The sequence below is a fragment of the Microbacterium sp. Be9 genome (genome assembly GCF_011754135.1).
GTDB lineage: Bacteria > Actinomycetota > Actinomycetes > Actinomycetales > Microbacteriaceae > Microbacterium > Microbacterium maritypicum_A.
The window spans coordinates 137959-156354 of sequence record NZ_WNWT01000006.1 but is presented as its reverse complement, the minus strand read 5'-3'; the positions used below and the strand labels follow the sequence as shown (position 1 = coordinate 156354).

Annotated in this window: 19 protein-coding genes; 13 read left to right on the top strand and 6 right to left on the bottom strand. The window is 68.7% G+C overall.

Annotated elements, in window-relative coordinates:
• Positions 1-6 precede the first annotated feature (6 nt).
• From GLO27_RS11620 to GLO27_RS11605, 4 genes are read left to right on the top strand one after another with little or no spacing between them, the layout of a single operon-like run.
• Complete coding sequence (locus tag GLO27_RS11620; RefSeq protein WP_167255007.1) at positions 7-969, top strand: ABC transporter permease; 963 nt, start codon at positions 7-9, stop codon at positions 967-969.
• On the top strand, positions 966-1826 hold the full coding sequence (locus tag GLO27_RS11615) for an ABC transporter permease (RefSeq protein ID WP_167255005.1): 861 nt from the start codon (positions 966-968) through the stop codon (positions 1824-1826). Before GLO27_RS11620 ends, GLO27_RS11615 begins: the two co-directional genes overlap by 4 nt.
• Complete coding sequence (locus GLO27_RS11610; RefSeq protein ID WP_167255003.1) at positions 1823-2620, top strand: ABC transporter ATP-binding protein; 798 nt, start codon at positions 1823-1825, stop codon at positions 2618-2620. Before GLO27_RS11615 ends, GLO27_RS11610 begins: the two co-directional genes overlap by 4 nt.
• On the top strand, positions 2617-3372 hold the full coding sequence (locus tag GLO27_RS11605) for an ABC transporter ATP-binding protein (protein WP_167255001.1): 756 nt from the start codon (positions 2617-2619) through the stop codon (positions 3370-3372). Before GLO27_RS11610 ends, GLO27_RS11605 begins: the two co-directional genes overlap by 4 nt.
• A 13-nt stretch (positions 3373-3385) precedes the next feature.
• On the opposite strand, the gene GLO27_RS11600 is transcribed toward GLO27_RS11605, so the two are convergent.
• The 5 genes from GLO27_RS11600 to GLO27_RS11580 all read right to left on the bottom strand — a co-directional run bounded on the left by GLO27_RS11600 (position 3386) and on the right by GLO27_RS11580 (position 7986).
• Positions 3386-3850 (bottom strand): HIT domain-containing protein, encoded by a 465-nt coding sequence (locus GLO27_RS11600; RefSeq protein WP_021201422.1) that lies wholly within the window; start codon positions 3848-3850, stop codon positions 3386-3388.
• 35 nt (positions 3851-3885) lie between these two features.
• Positions 3886-4287: a DUF779 domain-containing protein gene (locus GLO27_RS11595; RefSeq protein WP_021201421.1), complete on the bottom strand. Its 402-nt coding sequence runs from the start codon at positions 4285-4287 to the stop codon at positions 3886-3888.
• 67 nt (positions 4288-4354) lie between these two features.
• The gene (locus GLO27_RS11590) at positions 4355-5905 is read right to left on the bottom strand and encodes an aldehyde dehydrogenase family protein (RefSeq protein ID WP_167254999.1); all 1551 of its coding nucleotides are present in this window, start codon (positions 5903-5905) and stop codon (positions 4355-4357) included.
• 109 nt (positions 5906-6014) lie between these two features.
• A complete protein-coding gene (locus GLO27_RS11585; RefSeq protein ID WP_021201419.1) occupies positions 6015-7343 on the bottom strand; it encodes a GAF domain-containing protein in 1329 nt (442 codons plus the stop codon).
• Between the two features lie 76 nt (positions 7344-7419).
• On the bottom strand, positions 7420-7986 hold the full coding sequence (locus tag GLO27_RS11580) for a TetR/AcrR family transcriptional regulator (protein WP_167254997.1): 567 nt from the start codon (positions 7984-7986) through the stop codon (positions 7420-7422).
• Positions 7987-8056: 70 nt separating this feature from the next.
• On the opposite strand from GLO27_RS11580, the gene GLO27_RS11575 reads away from it, so the two are divergent.
• From GLO27_RS11575 to GLO27_RS11565, 3 genes are read left to right on the top strand one after another with little or no spacing between them, the layout of a single operon-like run.
• Positions 8057-8626, top strand: coding sequence for a dihydrofolate reductase family protein (locus tag GLO27_RS11575; protein ID WP_167254995.1), 570 nt, complete (start codon positions 8057-8059; stop codon positions 8624-8626).
• 47 nt (positions 8627-8673) lie between these two features.
• A complete protein-coding gene (locus GLO27_RS11570; protein WP_167254993.1) occupies positions 8674-9021 on the top strand; it encodes a hypothetical protein in 348 nt (115 codons plus the stop codon).
• Positions 9008-9400, top strand: a complete 393-nt coding sequence (locus GLO27_RS11565; RefSeq protein ID WP_167254991.1) for a PIN domain-containing protein — start codon at positions 9008-9010, stop codon at positions 9398-9400. The genes GLO27_RS11570 and GLO27_RS11565 overlap by 14 nt, the downstream gene beginning before the upstream one ends.
• 6 nt (positions 9401-9406) lie before the next feature.
• On the opposite strand, the gene GLO27_RS11560 is transcribed toward GLO27_RS11565, so the two are convergent.
• The gene (locus tag GLO27_RS11560; RefSeq protein ID WP_167254989.1) at positions 9407-10834 is read right to left on the bottom strand and encodes a CCA tRNA nucleotidyltransferase; all 1428 of its coding nucleotides are present in this window, start codon (positions 10832-10834) and stop codon (positions 9407-9409) included.
• 283 nt (positions 10835-11117) lie between these two features.
• On the opposite strand from GLO27_RS11560, the gene GLO27_RS11555 reads away from it, so the two are divergent.
• The 6 genes from GLO27_RS11555 to GLO27_RS11530 all read left to right on the top strand — a co-directional run bounded on the left by GLO27_RS11555 (position 11118) and on the right by GLO27_RS11530 (position 18396).
• The gene (locus tag GLO27_RS11555; protein WP_021201413.1) at positions 11118-13664 is read left to right on the top strand and encodes a metallophosphoesterase family protein; all 2547 of its coding nucleotides are present in this window, start codon (positions 11118-11120) and stop codon (positions 13662-13664) included.
• 138 nt (positions 13665-13802) lie between these two features.
• Positions 13803-14444, top strand: coding sequence for a hypothetical protein (locus GLO27_RS11550; RefSeq protein ID WP_167254987.1), 642 nt, complete (start codon positions 13803-13805; stop codon positions 14442-14444).
• A gap of 98 nt (positions 14445-14542) precedes the next feature.
• Positions 14543-15568 (top strand): Lrp/AsnC family transcriptional regulator, encoded by a 1026-nt coding sequence (locus GLO27_RS20270; RefSeq protein WP_021201411.1) that lies wholly within the window; start codon positions 14543-14545, stop codon positions 15566-15568.
• A gap of 115 nt (positions 15569-15683) precedes the next feature.
• Positions 15684-17174, top strand: coding sequence for an aldehyde dehydrogenase family protein (locus GLO27_RS11540; RefSeq protein ID WP_167254985.1), 1491 nt, complete (start codon positions 15684-15686; stop codon positions 17172-17174).
• Positions 17171-17929 (top strand): gamma-glutamyl-gamma-aminobutyrate hydrolase family protein, encoded by a 759-nt coding sequence (locus tag GLO27_RS11535; protein ID WP_167254983.1) that lies wholly within the window; start codon positions 17171-17173, stop codon positions 17927-17929. The genes GLO27_RS11540 and GLO27_RS11535 overlap by 4 nt, the downstream gene beginning before the upstream one ends.
• Complete coding sequence (locus tag GLO27_RS11530; protein ID WP_017829890.1) at positions 17926-18396, top strand: DUF3830 family protein; 471 nt, start codon at positions 17926-17928, stop codon at positions 18394-18396. The genes GLO27_RS11535 and GLO27_RS11530 overlap by 4 nt, the downstream gene beginning before the upstream one ends.

Sequence of the window (18396 nt, the reverse complement as noted above, 5' to 3'; positions counted from 1 at the left end):
GAAGCCATGCTCGCCTACCTCCTGCGCCGCCTCGCGTTCCTCGCGGTATCGCTCGTCGTCGCGATGCTCGCGATCTTCGTTCTGCTGCGCCTGCTTCCCGGCGACCCGGCCAACGCCCTGCTCTCGGTGAACGCCACCCCGGAGCAGATCGATGCCGCGCGCGCTCAGGTCGGCTCCGACCAGCCGCTGCTGCAGCAGTTCACGACGTGGGCGAGCCAGGTGCTCCGCTTCGATCTGGGTGAATCGTTCCTGAGCTCGCGCCCTGTCGGGCCCGACATCGCCGACCGTCTCGCCGTGACGCTTCCGCTCACCCTCATCGCCTTCACGATCGCGCTGCTCGTCTCCCTCGTCATCGGCATCACCGCCGCCGTGAAATCCGACCGCTGGTACGGCATCGCCCTCTCGGGCTTCGCGCAGCTCGGTGTCGCGGTCCCCGTGTTCTGGGTCGGCGTGGTGCTCGTCTGGGTGTTCGCGCTCGGCCTCGGTGCTCTGCCGTCCGGCGGATTCCCCCGCAAGGACTGGGAAGATCCGACGGATGCACTGCGCTCGCTCGCGCTGCCCATCCTCACCATCGTGATCGTCATGAGCGCCTCCCTGAGCCGATACGTGCGCTCGGCGACGCTCGACGTGCTCGGCAGCGACTATCTGCGCACCGCCCGCGCCGGTGGTTCCGGCATGGGTGAGGCTCTGCTCCGGCATGGGGTGCGCAACGGCGCGGTGCCCGTCGTCGCGGTGCTCGGCATCGAACTGTCGACGACGCTTCTCGGCGCGGTGGTCGTCGAGAGCGTCTTCACGCTTCCGGGCCTCGGCAGCCTGCTGCTGTCGGCCATCGAACAGCATGACTTCCAGGTCATCCAGGGCGTCCTCGTCGTCAGCACTCTCTTCGTGCTGCTGGTCGGGTTCGCCGCCGACATCGTGCAGCGACTGATCGATCCGCGCCTGCGCACGAGCGTCTCGGGGAACCGATGAGCCGCGTCGCCGAACAGCTGATCACCGCGTCCGTGCCCGTTCGCCGGCGGCCGAAGGCGACCCTGCTGATCGGGATCGTCCTCACCGGCATCATCGTGCTGATCGCCCTGGTCGCCCTGTTCTGGCTCCCCTATCCGCTGGCCGACACCAGCGGCGGGCGTCTCGAGGGGCCCAGCGCCCTGCACCTGCTCGGCACCGACCGACTCGGACGCGACCTGTTCTCGCAGCTGATGTGGGGCGCACGTATCGCCCTCATCGTCGGCACCTGCGCCGTCGCGATCGCGGCGATCCTCGGCACCGTCGTCGGGCTTCTCGCCTCATTCGCGCGCCCCTGGGTCGACGACACCCTCTCCGCCGGACTGGATGTCGTGATCGCGTTCCCCGTCCTCCTGCTCGCGATGCTGGTCGTCGCCGTACAGGGAGCGTCGCTGTGGTCGGCGGTGCTCGCGATCGGACTCGCGATGTCGGCGGTCGTCGCCCGTCTCACGCGCATCCTCGCGCGTCGCGTGCTGCAGGAGCAGTACATCACCGCCGCGCGCACGAGCGGCACCGGCGTGCTCGGCATCGTGTTCCAGCATGTGCTGCCGAACATCGCACCCACGCTCGCCGTGAGCCTGGCGCTGCAGTTCGGCGCAGCCGTGCTGGCCGAGGCGAGCCTGTCGTACCTCGGGTTGGGGGCACCGCCGCCCAACGCCTCCTGGGGACGGATGCTGCAGGAGGCGCAGGGCACCGTGCTCACCGCCCCCGTCGGCGCCATCGCTCCCGGTGTCGCGATCATCGCGCTCGTGCTCGGCGTGAACTTCCTCGCCGACGGTCTGCGTGACCTGGCCGACCCGACCCGCAGGAGGAGCCGATGAGCATCCTCGACGTCTCCGGCCTCACGGTCCGCTCCGGCGCGGGCACCCTCGTGCGCGATGTCGCCTTCTCCCTCGCGCCCGGTGAGCGCCTGGGCCTGATCGGTGAGTCCGGCTCGGGCAAATCACTGACCTCCCTGGCCGTGACCGGGCTGCTGCCGGATGCCCTCAGCGCGTCGGGCTCGGTGCTGCTCGACGGCCACCAGGTGATCGACGCCCGAGACGCCGACCTCCGCCCGCTGCGCGGACCCGTCGCGCAGATCGTGTTCCAGGAGCCCCTCACCGCGCTCGACCCGCTGATGAAGGTCGGCCGCCAGATCGCCGAACCGCTGCGCCGCCATCTCGGGCTGCGCGGGGCGGAGCTGCGTTCTGCGGTAGCGGCTGCCCTCGACGAGGTCGCGTTGTCCGACGCCCGCATCGCACGCGCCTACCCGCATGAGCTCTCGGGTGGCCAGCGTCAGCGGGTGGCGATCGCCGTCGCCCTCGCGGCTCGCCCGCAACTGCTCATCGCCGACGAACCGACGACTGCACTGGACGTGACCGTGCAGGACGGGGTGCTCGCGCTGATGGAACGCCTGGTCGACGAACGAGGCATGGCGCTGCTGTTCATCAGCCACGATCTGGCCGTCGTCTCGCGCATGGTCGATCGCATCGTCGTGCTGCGCGACGGACTCATGGTCGAAGCAGGCACGGTCGCGCAGGTGCTGCAGGAGCCCGCCGAGCCGTACACGAGGATGCTGGTCGACAGCGCCCGTGCACTCGACGCCTTCCTCGACGCCGGGGAGGTCGGCGCATGAGCCTGCTCGAACTGCGTGGTGCCGGCTTCGCCTACGGGTCCCGCCGCGTGCTCGACGACGTGTCGCTGCGCATCGACGAAGGCGACTCCCTCGGCCTGGTCGGCGAATCGGGTGCGGGCAAGTCGACGATCCTGCGACTGCTGCTCGGACTCGCCGCCCCGCGCGATGGACAGGTGCTGTTCGAGGATGCCCCGCTCGCACTGCGCGACCGGGCGCAGATGCGTCGCTTCCGCGCGAGCGTGCAGCCGGTGTTCCAGGACCCGTACTCGTCTCTCGACCCGCGCCAACGCATCGACCGGATCATCGGCGAACCGCTCCGTTCGCTGGGTCTGGCAACCGGCGCCGATGCCCAACGCCGCATCGCCGAGGCGCTCGACTCCGTCGGGCTTCCCGCCGACACCGCGCGCCGCTATCCGCACGAGTTCTCCGGTGGGCAGCGCCAGCGCATCGCGATCGCGCGCGCCGTGGTCTCACGCCCCCGGGTGCTGCTCGCCGACGAACCCGTCAGCGCCCTCGACGTGACGACGCGCGTGCAGGTGCTCGAGCTGCTCGACCGGCTGCGCCGCGAGAACGGCCTGTCGCTCGTGATGGTGTCGCACGACCTGACCGCGATCGCCTCGGCCTGTGATCGCACGCTCGTGCTGCAGAACGGCCGCGTGGTCGAGCAGGGGGCCACCCCGGCCGTGCTGCACAAACCGCAGGACCCGTACACGCGGGCTCTGGTCGATGCCGTGCCGCGGCTGCCGCGCTGAGCACCGGGCGGGGTCAGGCGAAGTCCCGCCACGTCTCGCGAAGAGCGGCGACGGAACCATCCAATTCGGACGCCGACAGGTACACAGGCCCCTCCGCGATATCCACATTCCGAAGCGGGTCATCGTCTCGATGCTGCGGGAACACATGGCAGTGCAGGTGCGGTGCGCGATGCCCCATCACGAGGTAGTCGATCTTTCGGGGCGTGAACGCCGCGCCGACCGCCTTCCCCGCGCGCTGCACGTCGTGCCAGAAAGCATTGAGCTGGAGCGCATCGAGCCGATCGAGGTCGGTGACGTGTTCACGAAGAATCACCACGGAATAACCGGCGTGAGCTTGATTTCGCACGAGACGAAAGTACGTGGCCTCGGTGGAACCCACCAGGATGCTGTGTTCGTTCTCCTCCAGGTGAGCGTCGCCGCACATGCCACACCGCGCGGGATCGATGAGCTCCGACCACTGCTCGTCCGTCCACCACATCGGCTCATCGTAACCAGAAGCCTCCGTCGCGCCGTTCACACCGCTCGCGTCGACAAGCCGAAGTACTCCAGCTCCGCATCGTTCAGCATCCGGGACCGGATCAGGAATCGCATCCCGGTCGGGCCTTCGACCGAGAAACCCGCACCGCGCCCCGGCACCACGTCGATGGTCAGGTGCGTGTACTTCCAGTACTCGAACTGCGACTCCGACATGAACACCTCCACCGTCTGCGGCAGCCCGACGTCGAGGGCACCGAGCAGCACGTCGCCCGGCCCCGTGATGAACATCCCGATCGGATAGCACATGGGTGAAGAGCCGTCGCAGCAGCCGCCGGACTGGTGGAACATGAGCGGCCCGTGCTGTGCGGTCAGCTCACGCACGAGTGCGGCCGCCGCCTCCGTCACGTCCACGCGCTGATAGGTGCCGATGCTGACCATGACTGCCGCCTTCCGGGGAGGGAGCCGGGCGGACGCTGAGGGAGCAGCGCCCGCCCGGGGATCGAGCTCAGAAGAAGCCCATCGGCCCTTCCGCGTACGAGACGAGGAGGTTCTTCGTCTGCTGGTAGTGGTCGAGCATCATCTTGTGGTTCTCGCGCCCGACGCCCGACTGCTTGTACCCGCCGAACGCCGCATGCGCCGGGTACTGGTGATACGTGTTCGTCCAGACGCGTCCGGCCTCGATCGCTCGTCCTGCACGATAAGCCGTGTCCCCGCTGCGGCTCCACACGCCGGCACCCAGTCCGTAGAGGGTGTCGTTCGCGATCGAGATCGCGTCGTCGAAGCCGTCGAACGAGGTGACCGACAGCACCGGCCCGAAGATCTCCTCCTGGAAGATGCGCATGTCATTGGTGCCCTCGAACACGGTCGGTGCGACGTAGAAGCCCTCGCTCAGATCGCCGCCGAGATCGACCCTCTCGCCACCGGTGAGCAGTCGCGCACCGCCCTGCTTGCCGATGTCGATGTAGCTGAGGATCTTCTCGAGCTGATCGTTCGACGACTGCGCGCCGATCATCGTCGCCGGATCCAACGGATTGCCCTGCACGACCTTCGCGACCCGTTCCAGCCCGTCGGCGAGGAAGCCGTCGTAGATCGACCGCTGGATGAGTGCGCGCGAGGGGCAGGTGCAGACCTCGCCCTGATTCAGCGCGAACATCGTGAAGCCCTCGAGCGCCTTGTCGTAGAACGGATCGCTGGTCGAACGCGCGACGTCTTCGAAGAACACGTTGGGGCTCTTGCCTCCGAGTTCCAGCGTGACCGGGATCAGGTTCTGCGAGGCGTACTGCATGATGAGGCGACCGGTCGTGGTCTCGCCCGTGAAGGCGACCTTGCGGATGCGCTTGTGCTGCGCGAGCGGAGCGCCCGCCTCGATACCGAACCCGTTCACGATGTTCACGACGCCGGCCGGCAGCAGGTCGCCGATGATCTCGAACAGGAGCAGCAGGGATGCCGGTGTCTGCTCGGCGGGCTTGATCACGACGCAGTTGCCCGCGGCGAGCGCGGGCGCCAGCTTCCAGACCGCCATCAGGATCGGGAAGTTCCAGGGGATGATCTGACCGACCACACCCAGCGGTTCATGGAAGTGGTACGCGACGGTGTTCTCGTCGAGCTGGCTGATGCCGCCTTCCTGCGCCCGCAGGACGCCGGCGAAGTAGCGGAAGTGGTCGACGGCGAGCGGGATGTCGGCGGCGAGGGTCTCGCGCACCGGCTTGCCGTTCTCCCAGGTCTCGGCGACCGCGATCTCCTCGAGGTGCTGTTCGATCCGGTCGGCGATCTTGTTGAGGATCACGGATCGCTCGGCAGGACTGGTCTTGCCCCAGGTCGCGAACGCCTGCCACGCGACCTCGACGGCCCGGTCGATGTCTTCGCTCGTGCCGCGACCGACCTCGGTGAAGACCTTGCCGTTCACGGGGCTGACGTTCTCGAAATACTGGCCCTTCACGGGCTCGACGAACTCGCCGCCGATGTAGTGGCCGTAGCGCGGCCGGTAGTTCGCGATGGCGCCCGGCTGGCCCGGGGCCGCGTAGGCGAGGGACACGTCTTCTTCGACGATGCTCATGGGGTCTCCTTCGACGGGGCCGCGCGTCGGTGCAGCGGCTCTTCTCCGAAGGTAGGTCGCCCGGGGTTGCGCCCCGATGCGCAACGTTGCGCCCGGTTGCAGGCCGCGGTCAGGCCTCGAGGCGCTCGATCCTCGCGACGAGCCCTGCGCGCTTCGGCGACCGGGCGGGGAGCATCTCCAGCGCGAGACGGAGTGCCTCGGCATCTCCCTGCCCCTCGGGGATCTCTGCGTAGGAGAGCAGCACGTCGAGACTCGCCTCGGACAGCATCGCTTCGCGGAGCGCTCCCCTCACCGACTCCCGGAACTCCTCGACGCCGGGCGAGGTCGACTCGGGGAGCACCGGACCCCGATAGGCGGTGAGCGCCACCCGGTGCGCGCCGCGATCGAGCAGTGACAGCACGTCATGTGCGTCGGTATCGAGGGCGACGGGAAGGCGGTACGGGCGCGACTCGGGCACCAGATCGGGGGCCGTGCGCTCGAGCACCTTGCGCAGGCGAACCATTTCCGGGCGGAGCGTGTCGGGCGAGACGCCCGGGCCGTAGACGAGCTCGCAGAGGCGCTCGGCCGAGAGACCCTGGCGGTGCACGGCCAGCATCAGCAGGATCGCCGCGTGGCGTGCGCTGAGCTCGATCATGGACTCGTCGTGTGCGGACTCGGTCTCCAGGCGGGCCCGATCCCGGCCGAGCACATGCAGCGTCGCGCGCGCGGTCGCCGGCATGCGTCCCTTCGTCACGCTGGTTCGCGGCCGGGACTCCTCGCTCCGTCGGCGCAGACGAGCCACCATCAACTCCGACTCGACCGCGCGGGCCGTCGCATCGACCAGCAGTCGCGCCTGCAGCGAGACCACCTCGGGGCCTCCGGTGATGTCGATGACTCCGAGCACACGCTGCGTCTCGGGGTCGCGGACGGGTGCAGCCGTGCATGACCACGGATGCACGAGGCGGTTGTAGTGCTCCGCTCCGCGGATCTGCACTGACTGGCCGAGGGCGAGCGCGGTTCCGGGGGCGCTCGTGCCGACGGCATCCTCCGACCAGTTCGCACCGGCGACGAAGCCCATGCCGTCGGTGAGCGAGCGCAGCTGATCATCCCCCTCGATCCAGAGCAGGCGTCCGGCCTGGTCGCCGACGGCGATGATCACTCCGGTGTCCTCCGCCTCGCCGGGCAGCAGCAGCGCACGGATCATGTCCATCACCGAGGCGAGAGGGTGGGCGAGGCGGTAGGCCTCGAGCTCGTCGCTGACCAGTTCGAGCGGAGGAGCACCTTCGGGTCCGACCCGACCGCGCCACGACCTCTCCCACGACTCGCGGACGAGGGGGCGCACCTCTTGCAGGCGCCGGTCGTCGAGATTGCCGGCGAGCAGCTCTTCGTGCGCACGCTCGATGAGCAGTCGCGATGTCGGGGGGAGGGACTCGCGGGATACCTGCCACGGCGCAGACACAGCGGTCTCCGATCGTCGAGAGCGTGCGTTGCCTCAGTGTACGAGCAGCGCGGCCCCGAGGGAACACCTCACCGCGTCAACGGAGGAGGCCGGCGACCAGGTCGTCGATCACCTCGTCCGTCGAGGTGTCCGGATCGATCGGAGTGGTGAGCCGGTCGAGCAGCAGTCCGTCGATCGCGTAGTGGAAAAGCGCGATCTCGCGGCGTCCGCCCGGGAGCCCTGCCGCGGTGTTGAAGGCGATGTCGCCGTCGAAGCCGGCACGTTGCCAGGCGCCCAGCACCGCGGCGACCTCGGGGCGTCGGCCGCCTTCGAGTCGCAGCTCGAACAGGGCGAGCGTCACGTCTCGATCCTCGGTCAGCCTTCGCACGATGTCGCGGATGTAGTCGGCGAACAGCGCGGGGCCGGGTGGCACGTTCGCGCGGCGCTCGAGATCCTCGGTCGTAGGAGCGAGTCGCTCTCCGATTCGCTCGACGAGTCCCTCGATCAGGGCGTTCCGACTGCGGAAGTAGTTCGATGTGGTGCCGGTCGGAACCCGCGCGGCGACGTCGACCGCGCGGTGCGTGAGACCTCTCGACCCTTCCCGTGCGAGCACCGTGAGTCCCGCATCCGCGATCGCCCGCCGCCGGGAGTCGTTCTTGACCATGGGAAGAAGACTAGCGCAATCACTACGCCTGTTGTACTGTAACTGCGACAAATGTAGTGATTGGAGCATCATGCGAGAACTCGTGTACTACGCCGCCGTCACCCTCGACGGCTACATCGCCGGCCCGAACGGCGAGTTCGACGCGTTCCTCGTCGAGGGCGACCACATGGACGGCATCAATCGGCGCTTCGCCGACACCCTCCCGACCGCCGCGGCCGCAGCGCTCGGGATCGCACAGAACCGCGACGTCTTCGACACGGTGCTGATGGGATGGAACACCTACGCCGTCGGCGGGGTCTCCAGCCCCTACCGTCACCTGCGACAGATCGTCTTCAGTCGTTCGAAGACGGCCGAGGGCGAGAGCCTCGTCGTCACGGCCGAGGATCCGATCGACGTCGTGCGGCGACTGAAACAGGAAGATGGCGCCGCCATCTGGCTCTGCGGCGGGGGCGCCCTGGCGGCGACACTCGCCGACGAGATCGACCGACTCGTCCTCAAACGACAGCCCTTGCTGTTCGGCTCGGGCATTCCCCTGTTCGGTGAGCGCCCGTATCGCCCCGAGAGGTTCGATGCCGTGCAGACGGTCGCCTACGACAGTGGCGTGGTGTTCACCGAGCTGGAGCGTCGGCGCGAGAGGTGATGCGAGAGAGATCTTCCTGCTAGCATTCTGCTGTCAGGAGGCGGGATATGGCGACCGTGACCATCCGGAATCTCAGCGACGATGTCGTCGACGCGCTGAAGGAGCGTGCCCGACAGAACTCCCGCTCGATGGAGGCCGAGGTGCGCGACGTGCTCACGCGATTGGCGAAGAACAGCGCGAGCGGGCTCGAAGCCGACCTGGCGCAGCGGATGGCCCGTCCGCGCCGATGGTCGGTCCCATCAAGCGAGATCATGGCGAGGGTGGATGCGAACCCGTCGACCCCGGAACATGACAGGATGCGTCGGGCATGGGCGGCGGAGCTGGAGGTGGACAGGCAGAATCCCTTCTTCCTCGAACCGCTCCGGGACCCGTGGGAGAGTCGTGATTCTTCTTGACACGAACGTGCTGATCCAGCTCGACAGCGTGCAGTTGCCCCCGGACGACGTGGCTCTGAGCGCCATCGTCTACGCCGAACTTCAGCTCGGAGTCGAGCGTGCGACGGATCCGGTTCTTCGCCGCAGCCGCCGCAACGAACTGATGCGCCTCTCCTCACTCCTCGAAGCCGACTGGCTCCCGTTCGATCGGGCAGCCGCGGAGGGATACGCCCGCCTTGCGTCGGGGGTGATCCTGACCCGTCCCGCACATGCCCGGAGCAAGGACCTCATGTTGGCCGGGCACGCCCACGCACTCGGCGCCGCCCTCCTCACCTTCAACCCGAAGGACTTCGAGCTCGTGTCCGGCGACGTCGAGATCATCGTCCCCGAACTGCGCTGAGACAGGTCAGCCGCGCGCGGCCCACCACTCCCGAAGCCGCTGCTCGGCGACATCGGGGCCGAGCACGCCCTCGTCCAGGCGCAGGTCGAGGAGGAACCGGTACGCCTCGCCGACCTCGCGTCCGGGGCTGATGCCGAGCACCTGCTGGATGCGGTTGCCGTCGAGCTCCGGACGGATCGCGTCGAGCTCCTCCTGCTCGCGGAGTGCGGCGATGCGCGACTCGATGTCGTCGTAGGCGCTCGCGAGACGACCGGCCTTGCGCTTGTTCCGCGTGGTCACGTCGGCGCGGGTGAGGATGTGCAGGCGCTCCAGCAGATCGCCGGCATCGCGCACGTAGCGACGCACGGCCGCATCCGTCCAGGCGCCCTCGGCGTAGCCGAAGAAGCGCAGGTGCAGCTCGATGAGCGTGGCGACGGCGTTCGTGGTCTCGGTGTCGAAGCGCAGCGCCTGCAGCCGCTTGCGCGCCATGCGCGCCCCGACCACATCGTGGTGGTGGAACGTGACCACTCCCCCGGCCTCGAGCTTGCGGGTGCGCGGCTTGCCGATGTCGTGCAGGAGTGCCGCGATGCGCAGCGGCACGTCGGGCGCGGCGCCGGGGTGCCGGGAGTGCTCGAGCTCGATCGCCTGGGCGAGCACGGTGAGCGAGTGCTCGTAGACGTCCTTGTGGTGGTGGTGCTCGTCGACCTCGAGGCGCAGTTCGGTGACCTCGGGCAGGAACTCGTCGATCAGCCCGGTGTCGACCAGCACGCGGATCCCGCGCACCGGGTCTTCGGTCTGCATGAGGCGCACGAGCTCGGACTGGATGCGCTCCGGACTCACGATCTTCAGCGTCTCGCGGAGCTCGGCGATCGCCTCGGCCGTGGCCTCTTCGACGCGGAAGCCGAGCTGGGCGCTGAAGCGCGCGGCGCGCAGCATGCGCAAGGGGTCGTCGCCGAATGAGATCCGGGGGTCCGCCGGGGTGCGCAGAACACCCGCGATCAGATCTTCCACGCCACCGGTCGGGTCGATGAGCTTGACCGACGGCACCTGCAGGGCCATGGAGTTGACGGTGAAGTCGCGGCGCACGAGGTCGCCGTCGATCGTGTCGCCGAACTCCACCGTGGGCTTGCGGGTCACACCGTCGTAGCTGTCGGCGCGATACGTCGTGATCTCGACCTGTTCGCGCTGCACGCGCGCGCCGATCGTGCCGAACGCCCGGCCGATGTCCCACTGGGCGGTCGAGATCGGCGTGACGATGGTCAGGATCTCGTCGGGCGAGGCATTGGTCGTGAAGTCGAGGTCATGGGTCGCGCGTCCGAGCAGCGCATCGCGCACCGGACCACCGACGACGGCCAGATCGAAGCCGGCCTCCTCGAACGCCGTCGCGAGGGTGCGGACGACCGGATTCTCGGCGAGCGCACCGAGACGGGCGAGGCCGTCAGCCATATTGAGCATGGGTTCCAGCGTACCGGGGTGAGCCGTTCGTGCCGGGGCCGTCTGCTGCCCCTGCCTCTTCTCCGAGCCCTTCTGCGAAAACCCAGACCGTCCGCCCGCGCGCCGGCGCGCCACCCCTCGACACGCCGGTCCCCGCGACGTCGGTCTCCGTTTCGGCCGAAGGAGCGTCGGTCGCGGAGTTCACCCACCCTTCCCTTCGGGGTCAGACGCCGGTCATCCGTCTTCGATGGGGTGGAGGGGCCTCGTGCGGCTGAGCACGGAAACCCCACCTCGAAGGACTGACATGACCTCCCCCACCCCTGCGGTGCGGTGGCGGCGTCGCGGACTGACGTCCGTCGCGCTCCTCGCCCTGCTCGGCGGCGCCGTCGTCGCCCCCGCGGCTCTCGCCGCACCCGACCCCGAGGTGCCGACGGGATCGCTGATCACCGGCGACACCTCCTGGCACTACCTCGACGACGGCTCCGACCCGTCTCCCGCACCGGCGGCGCTCCGTGACTGGACGCTGCCCGCCTATGACGACAGTGCATGGAAGACCGCTGCCGGCTCGTTCGGCGCGAAGGGCGGGAAGCTCGCACCGGTCGGTCCGCAGACGCCGAAGACCCTTCTGAACCACTACCTCGACGGCACGGCGGCCCCCACCGTCCCGACCTACTTCTTCCGCACGACCTTCGAGCTCGAAGCGGGCGTCGCCGAGCAGGTCGCGGCCCTCCAGAGCACTATCACGTACGACGACGCGATCATCGTCTGGATCAACGGCGAAGAGGTCGCCCGCTACGTCGACGGCCGCATCACCGACACCACCAACGTCGAGTACGCGGGAGACGGCAACGGCGACCCGCTCACCAGCACGTTCAGCGCCGAAGGCGACCTGCTGCACGACGGCACCAACACGATCGCCGTCTCGCTGTTCCAGGACCGGGAGACCAGCTCCGACATCTTCTTCGACATGTCGTCGCTGACCCTGGTCAAGGCATCCGCCCCCGGCACCCCGGTCGTCGCCCCGCCGACCCGCGTCATCCTCACCCCGACCGAGCAGCCTGCCGTCTCGCAGTCGTTCTCCTGGCTCGCCGGCGACTCCTCGCACACGGTCGGACAGGTCGAGATCGCGCCCTCGGCGGGCGGCGAGACCCGCACCGTCGACGCATATGACGCGGGTGTCGTGAACGGCAACCCGAACAAGCACTTCTCGGCCACCGTGACCGGCCTCACCGCCGCCACCGAGTACCGCTATCGCGTCGGCCTCCCGGGCAGCTGGAGCGACTGGTTCACCTTCCGCACCGCGGATCCGTCCGCGACCGACTTCCAGTTCATCTACTACGGCGACGCGCAGATCGGCCTCGACACCACGTGGCCGAGCGTCGTGAAGCAGGCGGAAGCCGCCGCGCCCCGGTCGATCGGCTCGGTGCACGCGGGTGACCTCATCAACACGTCGAGCAACGAGAACGAGTGGGTCAACTGGTTCAAGGGCATGAAGGACTCGGCCGTCCGCACCAACGTGATGGCCGCCCCTGGCAACCACGAATACTCGGGCGACAAGCTGCTCACGGCGTGGAAGGCCGCGTTCGAATACCCGCGCAACAACCCGTCGACGAGCTCGATCGGCGAGCTGGCCGACCTCGCCAAGGGCGACTCCGCCGTGGCGCAGCAGTACCGCGCGTTCTTCGACCACTGGAGCTCGTTCGCCGCCGAGACCGCGTACTACACCGACTACCAGGGCGTGCGTTTCATCACGCTGAACGCCACCCGCGACACGACCTTCCTCACCCCGGCCGGACTCCCGTCCTGCACGGGCACGGAGTGCCCGTCGTCCCAGATCGGCACGCTGTGGACCCGCTTCCAGGGCGCCTGGCTCGACCTGCTGCTGCAGAACAGCCCGTCGAAGTGGAACGTCGTCACGTTCCACCAGCCGGTGTTCTCGGCATCCGAGGGTCGCGACGAGCCGGTGTTGCGCGCCGAGTGGCTCCCGGTCTTCCAGCGCAACGACATCGACCTGGTGCTCATGGGCCACGACCACACCTACGCTCGCGGCTACGTGAACACCGATGCCACCGAGACCACCGGCCTCACCACCGGCCCGGTCTACGTCGTGTCGAACTCGGGCGCGAAGCACTACGACCTCGAGATCCCCGAGAAGAACGTCTGGACCAACAACGGCGCCACCCAGGTGCTGCGTGGCCAGGGTGTCACCACGTACCAGGTCATCGACGTGTCGAAGAATCAGCTGGTCTACCGTTCGTACCTCGCCGAGAAGCAGCCGGGCGCGACCACCGACCTCCCCGTCGGCGCCGTCTACGACACGTTCACCGTGACGAAGTCGAATGCCGGGGAGAAGTGGGTCACCGAGGCCGGCGTCACGCCTCCGGTCACGCCGGAGCCCGAAGTTCCGGCCAAGGTCGAGCTCGGCGCGGCATCCGTGAAGGCCGGCGGCACGGTCACGGTATCGGGCAGCGGCTTCGCGGAGGGCGCGCAGCTGCGACTCGAGCTGCGGTCCGACCCGGTGCAGCTGGGCACCGCCACCGCCGGTGCGGACGGATCCTTCCAGCGCACGGTCACGATCCCGGCGAACACCCCGGCCGGCGGGCACACGCTCGCGGTGATCCTGCCCGACGGCACCGAAGTCACCGCGGCCCTCACCGTCGCAGCGGCAGCCGGTGGCGGAGCGGTGGCACCGGGCAACGGCGGCTCGACAGGCGGCGACCTCGCCACCACAGGTGCCGACAGCGCGCCGTACATCGTCGCAGCCGTCGTGCTCCTCGCCGCCGGCCTCGGCCTGTTCGCGATGCGCCGTCGTCGCCGTCACGCCGCGGTGGAGACGACCGAGGCGGAGTAGTCCGCACGAGAGGGTGCCGTGCCGTCTTCGGACAGGCCGGCACCCTCTTTCCCTGCACAGATATCCCATCGATAACGATGCGGATTCCGCTGCTCACGGGGAGCCATCCCCTCCTCCACACACCCCTACGCTGTGGACATGCGCCCTCACTCTCGCCTCATCCTCGCTTCGGCCACAGCCGCACTCCTGGGCCTCTCGCTCACCGCCTGCGCCCCGGCGAGCACAGACGGCTCGGTGACGCCGTCATCGTCATCGTCGCCGGTCGCCTCTCCGTCCCCCACGCCTGCGGACCGGGTCGTCGAGATCTCGGTCGACGGCCTCTCGGTCGACGACGGCGCCGTGATCGCGTACGACGACCCTGACGGCGCTGTCGCCGCCCTCACCGACGCCTTCGGATCGGCTCCGACGGAAGGAACCGTCGAGGGCCCCTACGGCGCCGTGTACTCCGGATACGACTGGCAGGGCACGGAGGCGACGGTCCGCGAGACCCGTATCGACCTGGTCGTGTCGGCGGATGCCCCCGGTGTGATATTCCGCACCCCGGAGGGCATCGGCATCGGTTCCACGCGCGCCGAGGCGATGGCCGCAGGAGCGGTGGACGGCTGGGATGAAGACGGCGACGGCGTCGCCGACTACCTGAGCATCGACGTGCGAGAGGTTCCCGGCACATCGTCCCTCGTGAATCCCGGAGAAGTCGGCGTGGAGTACATCGACCTCAAGATCACCGGCGATGTCGTGACCCGCCTCAGCACCGGAGGCAACGACTTCAGCGACATCTGAAGCGAATCCGGACGCTGTCGACGAGACTTCCCATCGCCTGACGGAACCGCCGACTGAGATAGCCTTCACCCGAGTCCGTCCCCGGTGAAGGAGAGCAAGTGTCCGCGAATGATGTGATCGCCGACGAGACCGATCGGATCGTCGCCGCGGCCCTGCAGGTGAACGGCCGCGCGTCGTGGGGCGAGATCGCTCGCGTGGTCGATCTGCCCGAGCGCACGGTCGCCCGTCGAGGCCAACGGCTGCTGGATCGAGGACTGGTCCGCGTCTCCACCTACGTCGACCCGGCCCGCGTCCTACACGCCCGCGCGGTGCTGTTCCGCATCACGACCGAGCCCCATGCCCTGTGGCACGTGGCACGCACGCTCGCGCGGCGGGCGGACGCGTCCTCGGTCTCGGTGCTCGAGGGCAGCAGCGACATCGCCGGAATGCTGCTCCCCCACGATGACGCCTCCATCCGCGAGCTGCTCTTCACCGACTTCCCCGAGCTCGACGGCATTGACTCGATCAATGTCACGACAGTGCTGAAGTTCTTCCGCTCGGGGCACGACTGGCGCGCGGGAGTGCTCACCGACGAGCAGGCGCGCATGCTCGACGAGTCGTCCGGATCCGAGGTCGACCCCGCCGATTCTCTGAGCACGGACGAAGAGGCGCTCATCCGGCTGCTGCTGAAGGACGGACGGATGCCGGTCGCTCAGCTTGCCCGATCGCTGGGACTGAACGTCACGACCACCCGGCGCCGGATGGAGTCCCTGAGCCGTCGCGGTCTGATGCATCCGCGGACCGAGGTCGTGCCGAGTCTGTTCGGGTTGGGACTGGAGGCGCTCGTCTGGCTCCGGGTGCCGATGGCGCGCCTCGAGAGAGTGGGAACCGCCCTGGCGGCAGCGCCCGAGGTGAAGTTCATCGCCGCGACCACCGGCACCTCGCAACTGCTCGCCAACGTGCTCGTGAAAGACGCCGACGAGTTCTACGAGTTCCTCACCGGGCCGGCCGTGGCGGGCCACGAAGGCCTCGAGGTCGTGGAGTCGCTGGTCGTCATCACGCCGGTGCTGCGTGGGTCGCTGATCGTGGATGAGGCACCCGAAGCACTGGCGAACGACATGCCCACCGGCGCCATCCGCCTATAGTCTGATTCTGTTACTGACATGTAACGAAATGGCGAGATCGTTCTTCAAGGCTTGACCTAGTGGCGAAATGGGGCAAGTATCCTCTCCAGGGCCATCACCCCTGGAGAGGACGACCGTGTTCACGGCAACGGGAGACAACTGGGCGGATCGCGCGGCGACGCTGCCCCTGCGCACGCGCTTGTTCATCGACGGTGCGTGGGAGGAGGGCTCGGCCGAGCCACTGACGCCGGTGAGCCCGCGCGACGGACGGACGCTCCCGCCGATCAGCGCAGCCTCGGTGGGCGATGTGGACCGTGCTGTGCGCTCGGCGCGCGCGGCATTCGACTCCGGGATCTGGTCGCGGATCGCTCCCCGCGAGCGTGGACAGCTGCTGATCGCGTTCGCCCAGAGGATCCACGACAACGCCGAAGAGCTCGCCCTCACCATCTCGCTCGAGATGGGCAAGCCCCTGCGCGAGGCGCTGCAGACCGAGCTCCGCGCCGTCGTGAACTGCTTCCGCTGGTACGGCGAGGCTGCGGACAAGGTCCTCGACGAGATGCCGGTCACCGCCCCGGGCAGCCTCGCGCTCGTCACCCGCGAACCGGCGGGAGTGGTCGCGGCCGTCGTGCCCTGGAACTTCCCCCTGACCATGACCGCCTGGAAGCTCGCCCCCGCTCTCGCGGTCGGCAACAGCGTGGTGCTCAAGCCCGCCGAGCACACCACCTTCTCGGCGCTCCGTCTGGCCGAGCTCGCACACGAGGCCGGGATCCCCTCCGGCGTCCTGAACGTCACACCCGGCACCGGCCAGGTCGCCGGCCGTGCTCTCGGCGAGCACCATGACGTCGACGTCGTCACCTTCACGGGCTCGCCCGAGGTCGGCCGCAAGTTCCTCGGCTATTCGGCGGCGTCGAACGGCAAGCGCGTCTGGCCCGAGCTCGGTGGCAAGACCGCGAGCCTGGTGCTGCCGGATGCCGACCTCGAGCGCGCGGTGCGGGCCACCGCCGACGGCTGCTTCTACAACCAGGGCCAGATGTGCACGGCCTCGTCGCGTCTGCTGGTTCCCCGCGCCCAGCGGGACCGTGCCCTCGAGATCGCCGCCGACGTCGCACGCACGACCCTTCCCGCCGACCCCTTCGAGGTCACGACCTCGATGGGCGCGATCGTCAGCGAGAGGCAGCTCGCGGGCATCGCCGGCTTCGTCGAGCGCGCCCAGGCGGAAGGCGGCGAACTCGCGGCCGGCAGCCCCGAGCGGTTCCACGCCGTCGATGGTGGCAGCTACTTCGCCCCGGTCGTGCTCGGCGTCACTCCCCAGCACGAGGTCGCGCAGCGCGAGGTGTTCGGCCCCGTGCTCTCGGTCATCGCCTACGACGACGTCGAAGACGCCCTCGAGATAGCGAACGGCACCGAGTTCGGACTCGCCGCCGCGCTCTGGAGCACCGACCTCAACGCCGTGCACACCCTGTCTCGGCGCCTGCGCGCCGGCGTCGTGTGGGTCAACTGCTTCGAAGAGGGCGACATGACGATCCCGTTCGGCGGCGTCAAGGGATCCGGATTCGGTCGCGACAAGAGCCTGCACGCGCTCGAGAAGTTCACCGATCTGAAGACCACCTGGATCGAGCTCTCATGACGCGCCCGTTCATCGGCATCACCACCTGGCGCCGGTTCATCGACACCGATCTCGGGGCCGGCCGCGCGGCGCACACCCTGGGAACGGAGTACGCCGCCCCCATCGAAGCGGCCGGCGGTGCCGTCGTTCTCCTCCCTCCGACGGCGAGCGTGGACGAGGTGCTCGACCGCCTCGACGGGCTGGTGCTCTCCGGCGGCGAAGACGTGCACCCCTCGCGCTATGGTGCCGAACCGCAGGAGGGGAAGAACTACGACCCCTCGCGCGACGGCTTCGAGATCGAACTCGCCCTCGGGGCACGCCGGCGCGGTATCCCCGTACTCGCGATCTGTCGCGGACTGCAGGTGAGCAACATCGCCTTCGGCGGGTCCCTCGTGATCGATATCCCGACCACGGAACACCACCAGCCGGTGCGCGCCGCCGACCAGCAGCTCGCCGCCCGGCATCCGATCGTCCTCGCGGACGGGAGCCGGCTCGCCGCCCTCTACGGCACGCGGGAGCGGATCGTGAACACCATCCATCACCAGTCGATCGACATTCCCGCCCCCGGTGTCCACTCCGTCGCCTGGGCGCCGGACGGGATCGTCGAAGCCGTCGAGTCCGACGACGACTGGCCCTTCTGGGCAGTGCAGTGGCACCCCGAGAAGATGATCGACCCCGATGAGGCCGCAGAGGAGATGCCGCTGTTCACGGCGTTCGTCTCGGCCGCCCGCGAACGAGCAGCGGAACACCCCGCTGCGGAGAAAGGAACACGATGACCAAGCAGGTCTTCCTCGAGTACGAGAACGGCGTCCGCGCCGTCGCCACCCTGTTCGAGGACCTCGCCCCTCGCACGTGCGAGGCCATGTGGGGTGCGCTGGAGAAGCCGGTCACCATGCAGGCGATGCACGCGATGTATGCCGGACCGGAGGTCATGGTCGGGCTCCCCGAAGAGGCTCAGAACTTCGACCCCGAGAAGGTGCCGTTCGAGAACCAGCAGGTCGTGCCCGCACCGGGTGATCTGCAGTGGTACTGGCAGCGACCCATGCAGATGGGTGGGCTGCCGTTCGAGTGGTACGAGATCGGCGTCTTCTACGATCGTGGTGCCCGTACTCTCGGCCCGCTCGGATGGACACCCGTCAACATCTGGGGCGGCATCACCGAAGGACTCGCGGAGTTCGCCAAGGAGAGCGCGGCGATCCGCATCGACGGAGCCAAGCAGCTCACCATCGGACGCCTGGTCTAA